The 17,766-nt window shown below is 70.7% G+C and carries 14 protein-coding genes; 2 read left to right on the plus strand and 12 right to left on the minus strand.

The features are described 5' to 3' along the window. Positions 1 to 415: 415 nt before the first annotated feature. Both DY240_RS15410 and mshB read right to left on the minus strand, forming a co-directional pair. A complete protein-coding gene (locus DY240_RS15410) occupies positions 416 to 835 on the minus strand; it encodes a DUF6113 family protein (protein ID WP_119660737.1) in 420 nt (139 codons plus the stop codon). Beyond that, complete coding sequence (mshB, locus tag DY240_RS15415) at positions 832 to 1,755, minus strand: N-acetyl-1-D-myo-inositol-2-amino-2-deoxy-alpha-D-glucopyranoside deacetylase (RefSeq protein ID WP_119660738.1); 924 nt, start codon at positions 1,753 to 1,755, stop codon at positions 832 to 834. The genes DY240_RS15410 and mshB overlap by 4 nt, the downstream gene beginning before the upstream one ends. A 118-nt stretch (positions 1,756 to 1,873) precedes the next feature. Here mshB and DY240_RS15420 point away from each other — a divergent pair, with 118 nt between their 5' ends. Beyond that, entirely contained in the window at positions 1,874 to 3,145 is a 1,272-nt protein-coding gene (locus DY240_RS15420) for a GAF domain-containing protein (RefSeq protein ID WP_158602867.1), read from the plus strand. A gap of 626 nt (positions 3,146 to 3,771) precedes the next feature. Here DY240_RS15420 and DY240_RS15425 read toward each other — a convergent pair. From DY240_RS15425 to typA, 9 genes are all read right to left on the minus strand, one after another. Further along, a complete protein-coding gene (locus DY240_RS15425) occupies positions 3,772 to 4,800 on the minus strand; it encodes an ABC transporter ATP-binding protein (RefSeq protein ID WP_119660740.1) in 1,029 nt (342 codons plus the stop codon). After that, positions 4,775 to 5,824, minus strand: a complete 1,050-nt coding sequence (locus DY240_RS15430; protein ID WP_233552755.1) for an ABC transporter ATP-binding protein — start codon at positions 5,822 to 5,824, stop codon at positions 4,775 to 4,777. The genes DY240_RS15425 and DY240_RS15430 overlap by 26 nt, the downstream gene beginning before the upstream one ends. A 26-nt stretch (positions 5,825 to 5,850) precedes the next feature. Then, entirely contained in the window at positions 5,851 to 6,777 is a 927-nt protein-coding gene (locus tag DY240_RS15435) for an ABC transporter permease (RefSeq protein ID WP_119660741.1), read from the minus strand. Next, the gene (locus DY240_RS15440; RefSeq protein ID WP_119660742.1) at positions 6,770 to 7,696 is read right to left on the minus strand and encodes an ABC transporter permease; all 927 of its coding nucleotides are present in this window, start codon (positions 7,694 to 7,696) and stop codon (positions 6,770 to 6,772) included. The genes DY240_RS15435 and DY240_RS15440 overlap by 8 nt, the downstream gene beginning before the upstream one ends. 109 nt (positions 7,697 to 7,805) lie before the next feature. Further along, complete coding sequence (locus DY240_RS15445) at positions 7,806 to 9,467, minus strand: peptide ABC transporter substrate-binding protein (protein WP_147375339.1); 1,662 nt, start codon at positions 9,465 to 9,467, stop codon at positions 7,806 to 7,808. 329 nt (positions 9,468 to 9,796) lie between these two features. Then, complete coding sequence (locus DY240_RS15450; RefSeq protein ID WP_119660744.1) at positions 9,797 to 10,783, minus strand: ABC transporter permease; 987 nt, start codon at positions 10,781 to 10,783, stop codon at positions 9,797 to 9,799. Then, positions 10,776 to 11,696, minus strand: a complete 921-nt coding sequence (locus tag DY240_RS15455; RefSeq protein ID WP_119660745.1) for an ABC transporter permease — start codon at positions 11,694 to 11,696, stop codon at positions 10,776 to 10,778. Before DY240_RS15455 ends, DY240_RS15450 begins: the two co-directional genes overlap by 8 nt. 115 nt (positions 11,697 to 11,811) lie before the next feature. After that, a complete protein-coding gene (locus DY240_RS15460) occupies positions 11,812 to 13,458 on the minus strand; it encodes a peptide ABC transporter substrate-binding protein (RefSeq protein WP_119660746.1) in 1,647 nt (548 codons plus the stop codon). 228 nt (positions 13,459 to 13,686) lie between these two features. Then, the gene (gene typA / locus DY240_RS15465; protein ID WP_119660747.1) at positions 13,687 to 15,552 is read right to left on the minus strand and encodes a translational GTPase TypA; all 1,866 of its coding nucleotides are present in this window, start codon (positions 15,550 to 15,552) and stop codon (positions 13,687 to 13,689) included. A gap of 278 nt (positions 15,553 to 15,830) precedes the next feature. Here typA and DY240_RS15470 point away from each other — a divergent pair, with 278 nt between their 5' ends. Then, positions 15,831 to 16,649, plus strand: a complete 819-nt coding sequence (locus DY240_RS15470; protein WP_147375340.1) for a hypothetical protein — start codon at positions 15,831 to 15,833, stop codon at positions 16,647 to 16,649. Positions 16,650 to 16,725: 76 nt separating this feature from the next. On the opposite strand, the gene DY240_RS15475 is transcribed toward DY240_RS15470, so the two are convergent. Next, positions 16,726 to 17,766 carry an ABC transporter ATP-binding protein gene (locus DY240_RS15475; protein ID WP_119660749.1) on the minus strand — a complete coding sequence of 347 codons (1,041 nt, stop codon included), beginning with the start codon at positions 17,764 to 17,766 and terminating at the stop codon, positions 16,726 to 16,728.

Consider the following 17,766-nt stretch of genomic DNA (forward strand, 5'->3'; position numbering starts at 1 on the left):
CTCCGCCGCGGCCTGTGCCTCCGCCGCCGCGCGGGCCCTGGCCGCCCGCTTGGCGGCGAGCGTGGCCGCGGAGGCCGCGATGGTGGTGCGCCGCACCGGCGCGCTTCCGGCGCCAGGGGCGGCCCCGGCGCTCAGGTCGGAACGCCCGCCGTCCGCGAAGGCCGGTCGGCCGGGTGTGCCGTACGTCTCAGTGGCGGGGTCGGCGGATGCGTTTCCGGCCGGCCCGGTAGGGTCAGCGGAAGACGTCACCGCCGGGCCGTCGGCGGGTCGGCCGGGCTCGACGCCGACCGCGTCGCCACGGTCAGTGGAACCGGCCGCGGCATCGCCTCGGCCAGATGGATTGTCGGTCACGCTAGGGCACCTATCGGTTTGAATATGCGCAATTCGTCAGCAGTCAGGTCTTGCCCCGCGCATCTTACGTCACTCGTCGAGTTGACCTCGCCTCGACGCCGAGACCCAGAACGACGGCCAGGCCGGTGGTGCCGCCGAAGAGAAAGACCAGGCCGGCTTCGTCGCCGAGGATGACGCGGTCCTCGCCCGGCGGCTCCTGGCCCAGCCAGAGGACCGGCACCAACCACAGCACCGCCACCACCGCGATGCCCGCCCGGCTGCGCGCGCAGGACCGCGCGAGCACACCCAGCGCGACGGCGCCGCCGACGGCCAGCATGATGCCGGCCGGGTTGTTCCAGCGGTGCACGAAGGCCCCCGCGACCGCCACCACGACAGCCACGACCCCGAGGCCGGCGACCGCCAGCGCGGACAGGACCCGACCCCGCCGCGACGGCTCAGGCGCCGGTCCGGGCCGCGCCGGCGCCGCCCCGGGCGCGACGGTCACGGCGCGACGCCGGCGAACAGGTCGGTCTCGACGCCGGTCGCGGGATCGGCCGGCCCGCGGCGACCGTGCGCCAGCCGGAAGTACTCCTGCGCCCAGATGGGCTGCCCGACGTTGTCGGACAGCGTGAAATAGGGCCATTGGACGTCGATCTGCGTGGCGTGCGCCCGCATGGCCGCCAGCTTGGCGTCGAGGTGGTCCGAACCGTCGACGACGGCGTCGACGTCGGCGAGGTCGACGACGTAGCCGAAGTCGTCGGCCGAGGCGATGTTCTCGAATCCGGTGCCGCCGCGCTCGCGCAGTGCCGTCAGCGCCTCCTGCAGCACCTGCCGCGGCGTCGCGGTCCAGTACACCTTGGCGACGTCCCACGCGGGGCCGAGGTCGGTGCGGTAGGAGCGGACGGCGGCGAGGTCGCGCGCATAGGTGGCGACGCGGTGCGCCTGGATGTGGTCGGGATGCCCGTAGCCGCCGTGCTCGTCGTAGGTGACCAGCACCTGCGGCCGGACCTCGCGGATGACGGCGACCAGGTGGTCGGCGGCCTCGCGGAGGTCGGCGGCCCAGAACGACCGCGGGTCGAGCTGTTCGGGCGCCGCCGCGCGGCGGCCGTCGGGCCCCCACACCATGCCGGAGTCGCGGTACCGGCCCGGACCGCCGAGGAACCGGTGGTCGGTGACCTTCAGCTGCGCCATGGCGTCGGCCAGCTCACCGGCCCGGTGCGGCCCGAGGGCGTCGTCGTGCTCGGGCGCGAGGTGCGCCAGCTCGGGCAGCACGATCTCGCCCTGCTCGCCCTGCGTGCAGGTGACGAGCGTGACGTGGGCGCCCTCGGCGGCGTAGCGGGCCATGGTGGCACCGGTGCCGATGGACTCGTCGTCGGGGTGGGCGTGCACCAGCAGCAGCCGGCGTTCGGGAAGGTCGACGGGCATGAGTCCAGCCTATGCAGCGGGTCCGACAGCCGGCCGATCGCGGAGGTTCGGCCGTCCGGACGTCCCAGGACGCCCTACTCTAGGCGTGTCCGCGGACCACCTCCCGAGGAGGAGTGACGTGCCCAGCCTCTCGCTCGCCCTCCCGAACGGCGTCGACCCGGTCAGCCGCTGGCGCGTCACCGCCCGCGCCCACGAGAACTTCCTGCGGTCCGACTCCCGCGGCCACGCCGAGGTCCGGCCGGTCGTGCTGGAGTCGTGGCGGCGGTCGGCCGCCCTGCGCGTCGATCCCGACCGGCGCGACTCCCCGATGACGCTGGTCGACGACGCGCTCGAGGAGGCCCGCGCCACCCACCCGCTGCGGTACGCGATGCCGGTGATCCGGCGGCTGCTGATCGACGACGCCGCCGACGCCGGCGTGCTGGTCATCGTCGGCGACGCCCGCGGCCGCATCCTCTGGGCGGAGGGCGACGAGATCCTGAGCCGCCGGGCCGAGCGACTGCACCTGCAGGCCGGCGCCGACTGGTGTGAGGACGCCATGGGGACCAACGCCATCGGCACCGCTCTGGCGGTCGGCGACACCGTGCAGGTCTTCGGCAGCGAGCATTACGCGCGCAGCGTCCAGCCGTGGAGCTGCACCGCGGCCCCGATCCGCGACCCGCGTACCGGTCACGTCATCGGCGTGCTCGACATCACCGGCGGTGCGTCCGTCGTCACCCCGCAGTCGGCGTTCCTGGTCCGGTCCGCCGTCGCGGCCGTCGAGGCGGAGCTGCGGCTGCTCGGCGGCGCCGTCGCGGCCACGGCCGGCAGCCGGCTGGAGGTCCTCGGCCGCGCCCGCGGGCTGCTGGTGCACCTCGGCCGGAGCATCGAGCTCAGCCTCCGTCACACCGAACTGCTGCTCCTGCTCGCCGAGCACCCCGACGGCCTGTCGGCCAGCGAGCTGGCGTGGGAGCTGTACGAGCACGACGCCGCCGAGGTCACCGTCCGCGCGGAGATGTCGCGGCTGCGCAAGGCCGTGCCCGACCTCGTGTCGCCGGCGGGCCAGTACCGCCTGCGTACCGAGCTGCGCACCGACGCCATGGACGTCGCCGACCGGCTCACCCGCGGCGACCACCGCGGCGCCGTCGAGCTGTACCGGGGCGACCTGCTGCCGCGGTCGGCGGCGCCCGGGGTCGTCACGCTGCGCTACCGGCTGCACGGCTGGCTGCGCAACGTGCTGCTGCAGTCGGGCGACGGCGAGGCGCTGCGGCGCTACGCGATGTCGCCGTCCGGACGCGACGACGCGCAGATCTGGCGGGCCTGCCTCGATCGCCTGGAGCCGGGTTCGCCGCAACGTGCCGAGGCCGCGGCCGTCCTGGCCGGCCTGGACGGCGAGCTCGGCCACACCGGCTGAGCGGGTTCCAGGATCACCTACATCACGAGGATTCCGCGAGCTTCACCATGCCTGTAGGGGTGTTGACGCTGGGGCAATCCTCGTGATGGCCCCCGAATCACGGTGAAATCTCACCAAGTGGACGCTCCACGACACCAACGCCACACAGAAGCCGGCCAGACGCCCCAGGCAGCCGTCACCACACTCCCCCGTNGACGCCCCAGGCAGCCGTCACCACACTCCCCCGTCCCCCTGATAGCTGCCCGTTCTGAGCCGCGGGCGCGCGGGTCAAGTCCAAGCGCCCCAACCACAGCAGAGCCGAACCACAACCCGCGCGGACTTGAGGCGCGCGCCCACGGCCAAGACAATCAGGCAGCAGGGGGACGGCCCACGCGGCGAACACCGTTCGACCGGGCGGGCGCCATGAGACCAGCCGGGCTCGTCCGGGACGTGGAGGAAGTTCGACCGGGCGGGCGCCATGAGACCAGCCGGGCTCGTCCGGGACGAGCGGATGGAGTTCGACCGGGCGGGCGATGGGCGGGCTGGGTTTATGGGCGGCCCGCCCGGTCGTGAGACGAGGGTAGGCGACGACACGTTGCAGACGCGTTGCGAGCGCGTCCGCGCAGGTCAAACCCTCAGAGCAGCCCTCAGTGCTGGACGACGACGTCCTCGCGGACGGCGGCGTAGTGGCACGCGGACTCGTGGTTGCTGCCCGGCCGGACGATCAGCGCGGGGTCCTCTTCGGCGCACTTGTCCGTGGCCTTCCAGCATCGGGTCCGGAACCGGCAGCCACTGGGCGGGTTGGCCGGGCTGGGGACGTCGCCGGAGAGGATGATCTGCTGCCGCTGCCCGCGGACGGACGGGTCGGGGACGGGGACGGCGGAGAGCAGCGCCTGGGTGTAGGGGTGCGTCGGCTGCTCGTAGATCTCGGCGTCGGTGCCGGTCTCGACGATGCGGCCGAGGTACATGACGGCGACGCGGTCGGAGATGTGCCGGACCACCGAGAGGTCGTGCGCGATGAAGATGTAGGACAACCCGAACTCGTCCTGCAGCTGCTCGAGCAGGTTGACCACCTGCGCCTGCACCGACACGTCGAGCGCCGACACCGGCTCGTCGCAGATGATGATCTCGGGACGCAGCGCCAGCCCGCGGGCGATGCCGATGCGCTGCCGCTGCCCGCCGGAGAACTGGTGGGGGTAGCGGTTGATGTGCTCGGGGTTGAGGCCGACGACCTCGAGCAGCTCCTGGACCCGCTTGCGTCGCTGGCCGCGCGGCGCCACCTCGGGGTGGATGTCGAACGGCTCGCCGACGATGTCGCCGACGGTCATGCGCGGGTTCAGCGACGAGTAAGGGTCCTGGAACACGATCTGGATGTTCCGGCGCAGCTCGCGCAGCGCCTTGCCCTGCAGGTCGTAGATGTTCTGGCCCTTGAAGTACGCCTTGCCGCTGGTCGGCTCTTCCAGCCGCATGAGCAGCTTGGCCAGCGTCGACTTGCCGCAGCCGGACTCGCCCACGACGCCGAGGGTCTCGCCCCGGCGCAGCTGCAGCGACACACCGTCGACCGCCTTGACGGCGCCGACCTGCCGCTTGACCAGGACGCCGGTGGTCAGCGGGAAGTGCTTGACGAGGTTGTCGACGTCGAGGACGACCTCACTGCTGGACGGGTTCGATGTCACCCTCGAGCACCTCCTGTGCGAAGTGGCACGCGCTGAACCGGCCGGGAACGACCTCGGCCAACGGCGGCCGCTGCTCCTTGCAGATCTCGCGTGCGTAGGGGCAGCGCGGCCGGAACTCGCATCCGGCCGGGATGTTCGTGAGGTTCGGCGGCAGCCCCTTGATCGCCGAGAGCTCCTGGCCCTTGAGGTCGACCCGCGGGATCGACTCGAGCAGCCCCTTGGTGTACGGGTGGGCCGGCGCCGCGTAGATGTCGTGCACCGGCGCCTGCTCCATGATGCGCCCGGAGTACATGACCTCGATCTTGTCCGCGACGTCGGCGACGACGCCGAGGTCGTGGGCGATGAGGATGAGGCCCATGTTGCGGTCGCGCTGGAGGTCGGCCAGCAGCTGCATGATCTGCGCCTGGACGGTGACGTCGAGCGCCGTCGTGGGCTCGTCGGCGATGAGGACGTCGGGGTCGAGCGCGATGGCCATGGCGATCATGATGCGCTGGCGCATGCCGCCGGAGAACTGGTGCGGGTAGTCGCCGACGCGCTCCCTGGCGGCCGGGATGCGCACCTGCTCCATCAGCTCGATGGCACGCTTGCGGGCGTCCTTCTTCGACAGGCCCTCGTGGACGCGGAACATCTCGGCGATCTGCCAGCCGACCGGGAACACCGGGTTCAGCGCCGACAGCGCGTCCTGGAAGATCATCGAGATGCTGCGGCCGCGGTAGGCGCGCCGCTCGTCGTCGGGCAGCGCCAGCAGGTCCTGGCCGCGGAAGCGCACCGCGCCGCCCGTGACGAACCCGGGCGGGCTGTCGAGGATGCCCATGATGGCCTGAGCCGTGACGCTCTTGCCCGAGCCGGACTCACCCAGCACGGCCAGGGTCTCGCCCTCGTGCAGCGTGTAGGACACGCCGTTGACCGCCTTGGCCACACCGTCGCGCGTGCGGAACTCCACGTGGAGGTCCTCGACCTCCAGCAGCGGAGTCACCCCCGCCTGGTCGGGCCGCGGCACGATGCCGGCTTGCGTGGTCGCCACTCGTCACCCTCCTCCTGTGATGTCGCTCAACGCAGCTTCGGATCGAGCGCGTCACGTATGGCATCACCGAGCATGATGAAGGCCAGCACGCACAACGACAGCGCTGACGCTGGGAACAACAGCATATGCGGCGACGTGCGGACGTAGTCCTGCGCCCGGCTGATGGCCAGCCCCCACGAGACCACGGGCGGCTGCAGACCGACGCCGAGGAACGACAGCGTGGCCTCGGCCGCGATGTACCCGCCGATGGCGATCGTCGCGACGACGATGACCGGCGCGATCGAGTTCGGCACGATGTGCTTGAGGATCATCCTGACGCCGCCGGCGCCGAGCGCGCGAGCCGCCTGGACGTAGTCGGCCGAGCGCACCTGCAGCACGGACGAGCGGGTGATGCGCATGATCTGCGGCCAGCCCAGCGCGGCCAGCGCCAGCACCACCTTCGAGATGGTGACCAGCTCCGGCGTGTCGGCGCCGCCCGGGAACGAGACCAGCACGATCAGCGCGCCGAGCAGGAGCGGGATGCCGAAGAAGATGTCGCCGAGGCGCGACACGACGGTGTCCGTCGCGCGGCCGTAGAAGCCGGCGATCGTGCCGGTGATACCGCCGATCAGCAGCACGCCGATGGCCGTCAGCACGCCCACCATGATCGAGGCGCGGGCGCCGTAGATGGTGTGCGTGTAGACGTCGCAGCCGTTGTTGTCGTAGCCGAACCAGGCGGCGCTGCTGGGGCCCTGACGGCTCAGAGCCAGGTCGCAGTCGGTCGGGCTCAGCGACGTGAACAGGCCCGGTGCGATGGCGATGGTCACGAAGAACACGAACAGCACGGCCGAGACGACGAACGTCGGCTTGCGGACCAGATCGTGCCAGGCGTCGCGGCCCAGCGTCCGGACGGTCGTCTCCGTCGTCTCGGGCGCCTCGGCCTGGGCGACGACGGGCGGTGTGGGGTCAGCCATGACTGATCCTCGGGTCGAGCCAGCCGTACACGAGGTCGACCAGCAGGTTCACCAGCAGGAAGACGAGCACGAGCACGGTCACCGCGCCGGTGACCATGACGCCGTCCCTGGCGGTGATGGAGCGGAAGATGAGATTGCCCACGCCGGGGACGTTGAAGATGCCCTCGGTGACGATGGCGCCACCGAGCAGGGCGCCGAAGTCGGCGCCGATGAACGTGATGACCGGGATCAGCGAGTTGCGCATCGCATGGATGCCGATGACCCGGCGCTGCGGCATGCCCTTCGCGACGGCGGTGCGGACGTAGTCGGCCCGGCGGTTCTCCGCCAGGCTGGTCCGCGTCAGTCGTGCGACGTAGGCCAGCGAGAGTGCGGCGAGCACGAAGCCCGGCAGGATCAGGTTGTACAGGCTGGCGTCGCCGCCGACGGTCGCCGGGAAGATCCCCCACCGCATGCCGAGGAACAGCTGCAGCACCGACCCGATGACGAACACCGGGATCGAGACGACGACCAGTGTGGAGACCAGCACCAGGTTGTCGAGGAAGCTGCCGCGCCGCAGGCCGGCCAGGATGCCGGCGCCGATGCCGATGAGGATCTCGAAGGCGATCGCGACCAGCGCGAGCCGCACCGTCGTCGGGTAGGCCCGCAGCAGTTCCTCGCCGACCGAGAGACCCTGGAACGTCTCGCCGAAGTCGCCGGTCAGCAGGTTGCCGAAGTACTGGAGGTAGGCGATGGGCAGCGGGTCGTCGAGGTTGTACTTGTCCGTCATCTCCGCGACGTACGCGGCCGGACACGGCCGGGCGCCACAGCGGCCCGCGAACGGATCGCCCGGCAGCGCCCAGACCAAGGCATAGATGATGAACGTCGTGCCGATGACCACCGGGATCATCTGGAGCAGGCGGCGCGCGACGTACCGACCCATGGGTCAACCTTTCCGCAACGGTTTACGCCAGCGTGCGGGGCGTCCATCTCGCACGTGACGAGATGAACGCCCCGCAACCGACCGCTGCGACTCTAGCTCTCCGATGTCGTCAGCTCTTCACCGAGATCGACAGCGGGTCGACGTAGCCCTTCCAGGTGAACTGCGGCTCGTTGACGTTCTCGGACCATCCGCGCTGGCCGTTGTCGTACCAGAGCGGGATGATCGCCATGTCCTCGGCGAGCAGTTCCTCGGCCTGGTTGTACAGGTCGAGCGCCTCCTGGCCCTCCAGGCCGGCGGCCTGCTGGATCAGCTCGTCGAACTGCGGGTTGGAGTACCCGCCGTCGTTGGCCGAGCCGTTCGTGGTGTAGAGCGGCGCCAGGAAGTTCTGGATCGACGGGTAGTCGGCGACCCAGCCGGTGCGGAACGGGTTGGTGATCTCGTTCGCGTTGACCCGGGCCCGGAACGAGCCGAAGTCGGGGTTGAAGTCGCCCTGGCAGTCGATGCCCAGGGTGTCGCGGATCGAGGTGCAGGCCGCCTCGACCCACTCCCGGTGACCGCCGTCGGCGTTGCTGGAGATCAGCAGCGTGCCCTGGACGCCGGGCGACTGCGCGTACAGCTCCTGCGCCCGCTCGGGGTTGTACTCGCACCATTCGCCGCAGGTGCCCTCGACGTAGCCGTCGTTGCCCGGCGGGACCCAGCTGTTGGCCGGGACGTAGTTGCCCGGGCCGTAGGCGGCGGCGATGACGGCCTCACGGTCGATGGCCAGCGAGATGGCCTTGCGCAGGTTCGGGTCGGCCCACGCCTGCGTGTTCGTCAGCGGGAACGTGAGGCTGGTGAACCGCGTGGTCAGCGGCTCCGACGCGGAGCGGCCCTCGAGGTCGGTCTTCCAGACGTCGCCGGCCAGACCCACCGGCGGGATCTTGTCGAGGATGTCGAGCTGGTTGGCCACGACGTCGGCGTAGGCGGCGTCGAGGTCGGCGTAGATGCGGTACTCGATGTTCTCGACCTGCGGCTTCGGGTCGCCGGGGTAGTCCTCCCAGGCCCGCAGGTTGATCGAGGTGTTCGGGACCTCCTCGACGAACTCGAACGGGCCGTTGCCGATCGGGTGCTCGATGAACGCGGCCTGGTCGGTGAAGAAGCTCTCCGGCATCGGGTAGAACGCCGAGTAGCCGATGATCGTCTCGAACAGCGAGTTCGGCGAGCCGAGCGTCACGGTGAACGTGCGCTCGTCGACGACCTCGAGGCCGCTCATGGTCTCGGACGTGGCCGAGCCCTCGATGAAGGCGCCGGTGTCGTCGGTCTGGCCGGCCACCGCGTCGTACCCGGCGATGTTGGCGCCGTCGGGCCCGAAGAAGTACTGGTTCAGCTGCGCGTTGGGACCGTACGCACCGAAGTTCCAGGCGTCGACGAAGCTCTGCGCCGTGACCGGCGTGTCGTCGTGGAACGTCCAGCCGTCCTTGATCGTGATGGTGAACTGGGTGAAGTCCTCGTTCGGCTCGATCGACTCGGCCATGGCGAGCTGGGGCTCACCGGTCTCGGAGTCGTACGAGACCAGACCGGTCCACATGGCGTCGACGATGTTGCCGCCGCCGACCTCGTTGGTGGTGGTCGGGATGAGCGGGTTCTCGGGCTGCGTGCTGTTGATCGACACCGAGCCGGTGGGGCCTTCGGCGGAGCCGCCGTCGCCGCCGCCGCCCGAGCCGTTGTCGCCGCCGTCGTCGTCGCCGCCGCACGCGGCGAGCACGAGCGCCAGGCCGACGGCTGTCGCCACCACGGCTCCTCTGCGAGCAGAGCCTCGCATGGAATCCTCCTCAAACGGGCCTGCGCCCGGTGGTTTAACGGGCGTGGCCGATCGGCCTCGCCACCAAATGGCGCGGATCTGCGCACAGCCGGGTACGGTCGCGACCCGATCCGCGCCCTCATTTCTAAACCCGCGTATCCCTGCGGGCAAGTCCGACCGGACTGCCGTCACACAACGCAACCGGACTGTGACCATACCGGCTGATTGCTGTGATCCAGCCGCATGAGCTGCGAATTCTTCGGCGGAATCGGCCCGAAGGCGCCGCGTTTGCGGCACTTCGCGTGGTGACGATCACACCCTCAGCGCAGCCTGGGGTCGAAGGCGTCGCGCACGGCGTCGCCCAGCATGATGAAGGCGAGCACCGTCACCGACAGGAAAGCGCCGGGAAAGAGCAGCATGTGCGGCGACTGGCGAATGTAGGAGCGCGCCTCACTGATGGCGATGCCCCAGGAGATGACCGGCGCCTGCAGGCCGATGCCGAGGAACGACAGCGTCGCCTCGAGGACGACGAACACGCCGAGAATGATCGTGGAGTACACGACGACCGGGGCGAGGGCGTTCGGCAGGACGTGCCGCAGCAGGATGCGCCTGGTGCCGGCGCCCAGACCGCGGGCGGCCTGTACGTAGTCGGCCTGCTTGACCTGGATCACCGTCGACCGCATCAGGCGGGCCACCGTCGTCCAGCCCAGTACACCGAGCGCCAGGACGACCTTGCCGATGGTCTGCCAGGCGGGGGTGTCGACCCTCGACGGGAACGTCGCCAGCACGATGATCGCGCCCAGCAGCATCGGGACGGCGAAGAACATGTCGGTGAGCCGCGACAGCAGCGCGTCGACGCGGCCGCCGTGGTAGCCGGCGACCATCCCGACCACGCTGCCGACGACCGCGATGCCGAGCGTTGTCAGCACCCCCACCAGGATCGACGCGCGCGCGCCGTGGATGGTCCGCGCATACATGTCGCAGCCCTGCAGGTCGTAGCCGAACCAGGCGCTGCCGCTGGGCGGCAGCCGGGAGTTGGCGAGGTCGCACGCGCGCGGGTCGGCGTCGGTGAACAGGCCCGGAACGGCGGCCATCGCGACCAGCACGACGATGATCGCGGCCGAGATCAGGAAGAGCGGGTTGCGGCGCAGGTCGCGCCAGGCGTCGCCGGCCAGCGAACGCGGGACGGCCGCCGCGTGACCTCCGCCGCGCCGGCGGCCGCGCCGTCTGCCGTTCCGCCCGGCCGGTCGCTCGGGCACCCGCGCCGGCGGCGGCGCGAGCTGGTCGGGAGCCACACTGCTAGACATGGCGGATCCTCGGGTCGATCACCGCGTACAACAGGTCGACGAGCAGGTTCACGATCAGGAAGACGAGGACGAGCACGGTGACGGCGGCCGTCACGGTGGCGCCCTCGTGCGCGTTGATGCCGCGGAAGATCATGTTCCCCACGCCCGGGATGTTGAAGATGCCCTCGACGACGACGGCGCCGCCGAGCAGGCCGCCGAAGTCCGCACCGACGAACGTCACGACCGGAATCAGCGAGTTGCGCAGCGCGTGCACCCCGATGACCCGCTGCCGCGTCAGTCCCTTGGCGATCGCGGTGCGGACGTAGTCGGTGCGGAGGTTCTCGACCAGGTTGGCCCGCACCAGCCGGGCGACGAACGCCAGCGACAGGCTGCCGAGCACGATCGCCGGGAGTACCAGCGAGTAGAGCGTGCCGTCGGACGTCACCGGGAACCAGCCGAGCCGCACGCCGAAGAAGGTCTGTGCCAGCAGCCCGAGGACGAACACCGGGATCGACACGACCACCAGCGTGCTGACCAGCACGAGGTTGTCGAGGAAGCCGCCGCGGCGGATTCCGGCCAGCACACCGGCGGCGATGCCGATGACCACCTCGACGACGATCGCGAGCACCGTCAGCTGCAGCGTGATCGGGTACCGCTGCAGCAGCTCGCCGGCCACCGACGCGCCGCTGAACGTCTGCCCGAAGTCGCCGGTGACCAGGTTGCCCATGTACTGCAGGTAGGCGAGCGGCAGCGGGTCGTCGAGGTTGTACTCGGCCGTCATGCGGTCGACGTAGGCCTGCGGGCACGGGCGGTCGCCGCACTTGGCCGCGAACGGATCGCCGGGCAGCGCCCAGACCAGGGCGTAGATGAGGAACGTGGTCCCGATGACCACGGGCACCATCTGGCCGAGGCGCTGGACGACGTACCGACCCATAACCTTCCCTCAGCGATCAGCGGCGCTCCGGTGCGCGCCGTCGTCAGACTGTACGGCGCGCGCCCCGGCCCGCCGCACCCGAGGTGCGCGGCGGCGGGCCGGACCGGCGCCGGCCTCAGCCGGTCGTGGTGACGCTGAGCAGGTCGACGGTCTGGAACACGGTGAGCTGGACGTTCTCGACGTGGCTGGAGTAGCCGGCGATGTTCACGCGGTGCCACAGCGGAATGGCCGGCATGTCGTTGCGCAACAGCGCCTCGGCCTGACGGTAGAGCTCGGCACCCGCCTCGCCCTCGGTCCTTGCCGCCTCCTCGACCAGCTGGTCGAACTCGGCGTTGCTGTAGTCGCCGTCGTTCGCCGAGGCGCCGGTGGCGAAGATCGGCACCAGGAAGTTCTCCAGCGACGGGTAGTCCATCTGCCAGCCGGTGCGGAACATGCCGGTCAACTCGCGGTTGGTGATCTCGTTGCGGAAGGTGGCGAGGTCGACGAACGGCGTGGGCACGCAGTCGACCGGGAGCGTCGCGTCGATCTGGTTGCAGACGGCCTCGACCCACGCCTTGTGGTCGGAGTCGGCGTTGTACGAGAGGGGGAACGGGCCGTCGATGCCGTCGGTCTGGGCGTACAGGTCCTGCGCGGCCCCGGGGTCGTACGTGCAGAACTCGCCGCACGCGCCCTCGACGTAGCCGTTGACCACCACGGGCGAGACCCAGCCGGTGGCCGGGGTCCGGGCCCCGGAGAAGATCTGCTCGACGATCTCCTCGCGGTTGATCGCCATCGAGATGGCCTGCCGGATGCGCGGGTCGGCGAACCGTTCGTCGACGCTCGCCGGCGCGAACGTGATGGTCTCGAAGACGCCGGTCTCGCGCGAGATGAACCGGTCGCCGAGGTCGATGCGGTAGGTGTCGCCCGCCAGCGCCGACGTCGGCAGCAGCGGCATGATGTCGAGCTGGTCGGCTTGGAGGTCGTTGTAGGCGGCGTCGTCGTTCTCGTAGATGCGGTAGATCGCACCGTCGATGCTGGGCTTGACGTCGCCGTTGTAGTCCGGGTAGGCGGTGAGCCGGACGTCGATGTTCGGCTCCCACGACTCGAACTGGAACGGGCCGGTGCCGATGGGGTGCTGACCGAACGCCTCCGGGTCCTCGTAGAACGACTCCGGCAGCGGCGCGAACGCGGTGTAGCCCAGGCGCATCGGGAACTGCGACTCGGCCTGGGTGAGCGTGACGTTGAACGTCAGGTCGTCGACGACCTCCAGGCCGGACATCGTCTCGGCCTGCGCGGTCCCCTCGATCGGGTTGCCGTCGGCGTCGACCTGGTTCTGCACCTCCGCGTAGCCCTGGATCGGCTCGAAGAAGTAGCTGTTCAGCGTGGCGTTGTCGCCGTATGCGGCCCAGTTCCAGGCGTCGACGAAGCTCTGCGCGGTGACCGGGGAGCCGTCGTGGAACGTCCACCCGTCCTCGAGCGTGATGGTCCAGGTCAGCCCGTTGTCGGGGGTGGTGATGTCGGCCGCGATCTCGTTCGTGGGCTCCCCGGTCTCGGCGTCGTACCGGATGAGGAACGAGAAGACCTGGTCGAGGATGTCACCGCTGCACACCTCGTTGCTGTTGGCGGGGACGAACGCGGACTGCGGGTTGCAGCCGCGGACCGTGACGACATTGTCGCCCTCGCCGGCCGCTTCGCCGCCGTCGTCACCCCCGCCGCAGGCGCCCAGCGCGAGCGCGATCGCGACGGTCCCCAGCACCACCGACCTGCGTGGCGAGACGGGCATCGGATTCCTCCTGGGTTCTGCCTGAGGCGAGGCTGCGGAGTTCCGTCGCCAGCGCCACCCACGGCCGTTTGAGCCGATTTGGGCACAAACGTGCCCGTCACTTTCTATGTGCCGACCTCGTCCCGGGGCAAGTCCTGCTCGTCGTCGCCCTCGTACTCGCAACAAGAATGTGACCTCCCCCGGACGAGCGACATCATCGCTCACCTGCGCCGACGACGCCAGGGTCGGCTACTGGGCGGCGTGTTTGCGACGGGCGGCCGCGCGGCCGCGGGTGGCGGCGTCGAGCACGACCTTGCGCAGCCGGACGGCCTTGGGCGTCACCTCGACGCACTCGTCGTCGCGGCAGAACTCCAGCGCCTGCTCGAGCGAGAGCTTGCGCGGCGGGATGAGCCGCTCGAGCTCGTCGGCCGTGGAGGAGCGCACGTTCGTGAGCTTCTTCTCCTTGGTGATGTTGACGTCCATGTCGTCGGCGCGCGAGTTCTCGCCGACGATCATGCCCTCGTACACCTCGGTGGCCGGCTCGACGAAGAGCGTGCCGCGTTCCTGCAGGTTGAACATGGCATACGAGGTGGCGACGCCGGCGCGGTCGGCGACCAGCGAGCCCGTCGGGCGGGTGCGGAGGTCGCCGGCCCAGGGCTCGTAGCTCTCGAACACGTGGTGGGCGAGGCCGGTGCCGCGGGTCTCGGTGAGGAAGTCGGTGCGGAACCCGATGAGCCCGCGGGCCGGCACGACGAACTCCATGCGGATCCAGCCGGTGCCGTGGTTGGTCATCTGTTCCATGCGGCCCTTGCGGACGGCGAGCAGCTGGGTGACGGCGCCGAGGTACTCCTCGGGGCAGTCGACGGTGAGCCGCTCGAACGGCTCCTGCACCTTGCCGTCGACCTCGCGGGTGACCACCTGCGGCTTGCCGACGGTGAGCTCGTAGCCCTCGCGGCGCATGGTCTCGACGAGGACGGCGAGGGCCAGCTCGCCGCGGCCCTGCACCTCCCACGCGTCGGGCCGCTCGGTGGGCAGCACCCGCAGCGAGACGTTGCCGATCAGCTCGGACTCGAGGCGGTCCTTGACCAGCCGCGCCGTCACCTTCGACCCGCCGGACCGGCCGGCCAGCGGCGACGTGTTCGCGCCGATGGTCATCGACAGCGCCGGCTCGTCGACGGTGATCAGCGGCAGCGGCCGCGGGTCGTCGACGTCGGCCAGCGTCTCGCCGATGGTGATCTCGGGGATGCCGGCGACGGCGATGATGTCACCCGGACCGGCCTTCTCGGCCGGCACCCGCTCGAGCGCCTCGGTCATGAGCAGCTCGGTGACCTTGACCCGCTCGATGCTGCCGTCCTTGCGGCACCACGCGACCTGCGAGCCCTTGGCGATCTCGCCCTCGCGGACCCGGCACAGCGCCAGGCGGCCCAGGAACGGCGAGGCGTCGAGGTTGGTGACGTGCGCCTGCAGCGGCGCGCCCTCGGTGTACGTCGGCGCCGGAATGGTGTCGAGGATGGTGGTGACCAGGGCGCTGAGATCGTCGGACGCCGGCACCGCACCGTCGGCCGGCCGCTCCAGCGACGCCTTGCCGTCGCGGGCGCAGGCGTAGACGATCGGAAAGTCGAGCGCGCTCTGGTCGCTGGAGTCGTCGAGCAGGTCGAGGAACAGCTCGTACGTCTCGTCGACCACCTCGGCGATGCGCGCGTCGGGCCGGTCGGTCTTGTTGACCACCACGACGATCGGCAGCCGGCCCTGCAGCGCCTTCCGCAGCACGAACCGGGTCTGCGGCAGCGGCCCCTCACTGGCGTCGACCAGCAGCACCACGCCGTCGACCATGGACAGTCCCCGCTCGACCTCACCGCCGAAGTCGGCGTGCCCCGGCGTGTCGATGATGTTGATGGTGGTGTCGCCCCAGCGGACCGCGGTGTTCTTGGCGAGAATGGTGATGCCCTTCTCCCGCTCCAGATCACCGGAGTCCATCACCCGGTCGGCGACGTCCTGGTTGGCGCGGAAGACCCCTGACTGCCACAGCAGCGCATCGACGAGGGTGGTCTTGCCGTGGTCGACATGGGCCACGATGGCGACGTTGCGGAGGTCGTCGCGGCTGCGCACGGACATGCGGAGAACTCGTTCCTGGATGGGGGAGATGACGCCCCAGTCTACGGCCTGCCCGCTCACCGGCCGCACTCTCGACCTGTGCGTCGTCCACAGCCCCGGCGAGTGCAGCGTGTCTTCCACAATCCGCCGATTCGCCATGGCGGGCGCCCGGCAGCAGGACCAGGCTGAGACCCATGACGGTTCCCGAGGAACTGCTGCGGCTGGCCGCGGCGCAGGACGGTCTGGTCACCAGGCGACAGGCGCTGAGCAGCGGTATGACACCTGCGAGCATCCGTCACGTGCTCGGCCCCGGCCGGCGCTGGCAACGGCTCGCGAGAGGCGTGTACGCGACCTTCACCGGGGCTCTCGGTCTGCGTCACCAGACCCGCGCGGCGTTGCTGCATGCCGGCCCATCGGCGATGGTCACCGGTGGTCATGCCTGCAGGGCGTACGGCATGCGCTACGTGTCGAGCGACGCGCCGCTCGTGGTGCTCGTCCCGTGGACCACTCAGCCCGGGCCCTTGCGGTTCGCGCTGATGCGGCGCGTGCGGAAGCCGCCGACGCCGCGGATCGTCGGAGGATTCCCGGTGGCACCGCCCGAGCGGTCGGTCCTCGACGCCTGCGTCGGCGCGCGATCGTTGCGGACCGTCCGCGCCCTGCTGTGCGAGGCCGTACAGACGGGCCTCACGACGCCCGAACGGCTGGCGGCGGAGCTGGCTGGGGCGCAATGGGACGCGGCCCGTCTGGCCCGGCGTGCGCTCGACGACGTCCGAGCGGGATGCCGCTCGGCGCCGGAGTGCGAGCTTCGGGACGTGGTCGCCGCCTCGTCGGTGATCGAGGAGCCGGCCTGGAACCGGCCGCTCCACGACACCGGCGGCCGCCCGCTGATCCCGGACGCCTGCTGGCACGAGGCGCGGGTCGTCGTCGAGATCGATTCGGCCGAGTGGCACCGCCTCGGCGATCTCGTCGAGCGGACCGAACAGCGTCGTGCACGCTACGCGGCGTCGGGGTGGGTGGTGGTGCCGGTGTCGCCGCGACGCCTGCGAGAGGAGCCCGCCGTGGTGCTGGCCGAGATCGAAGCCGCTGTTCTTGCCGGGCGGCGACGGCGTGCCGGGTGACGTTGCTGCAGCGCCTGGGTGGCGTTGCTGTCGTTGGGACGACAGCAACGCCACCCACCGGCACGCATTCGCACCGTCAGACGACGGCGGTGTTGACCTCGGCGAAGTGGCAGGCGACCGGGTGACCGTTGCCGCGGTCGACCAGGGCCGGCTCCTGGGCGGCGCAGATGTCCTGGGCCTTCCAGCAGCGGGTGCGGAACCGGCAGCCGCTGGGCGGGTCGAGCGGGCTGGGGACGTCGCCGGCGAGGATGATGCGTTCGCGGCGGCGTTCCTCGACCGGGTCGGCGGTCGGCGCGGCCGACAGCAGGGCCTGGGTGTACGGGTGCGCCGGCCGGTCGTACACGTCGTCGCGGGTGCCGGTCTCGACGATCTTGCCGAGGTACATGACGGCCACGCGGTCGGAGATGTGCCGGACCACGGACAGGTCGTGGGCGATGAAGATGTAGGCCAGCCCGAGCTCGTCCTGCAGGTCCTCGAGCAGGTTCACGACGCCGGCCTGCACCGACACGTCGAGCGCCGACACCGGCTCGTCGAGCACCAGCAGCCGCGGCTCCAGCGCCAGCGCCCGGGCGATGCCGATGCGCTGCCGCTGGCCGCCGGAGAACTCGTGCGGGTAGCGGTTGCCGTGCTCGGGGTTGAGACCGACCAGCTCGAGCAGCTCGGCGACCCGCTTCTTGCCGCCGCCGCGCCACTTGCCGTGCACCTTGAGCGGCTCGGCGATGATGTCGTTGACCGGCATCTTCGGGTTCAGCGAGGCGTAGGGGTCCTGGAAGACGATCTGCAGGTCGCGGCGGACCTCGTTCATGCCGCGGGCGTCCAGCCCGGTGAGCTCGCGACCCTGGAACACCACCGACCCCGACGTCGGCTTGTGCAGCTGCAGGATCGCCCGGCCGGTGGTCGACTTGCCGCAACCGGACTCGCCGACGACGCCCAGGGTCTCGCGGGCGTCGACGTGCAGGGAGACGCCCGTGACGGCCTGGACGTGGCCGACCACGCGGCGCAGCAGGCCGCCGCCGTAGACCGGGAAGTGCATGACGAGGTCGGTGACGTCGAGCAGGTGCTGCCCGCTGCCGGCCTCGGACGCCGCCTGCGGCGAGGTCTCGGTAGAGGTCACCAT

This window comes from Jiangella rhizosphaerae, from assembly GCF_003579925.1.
Taxonomy (GTDB): domain Bacteria; phylum Actinomycetota; class Actinomycetes; order Jiangellales; family Jiangellaceae; genus Jiangella; species Jiangella rhizosphaerae.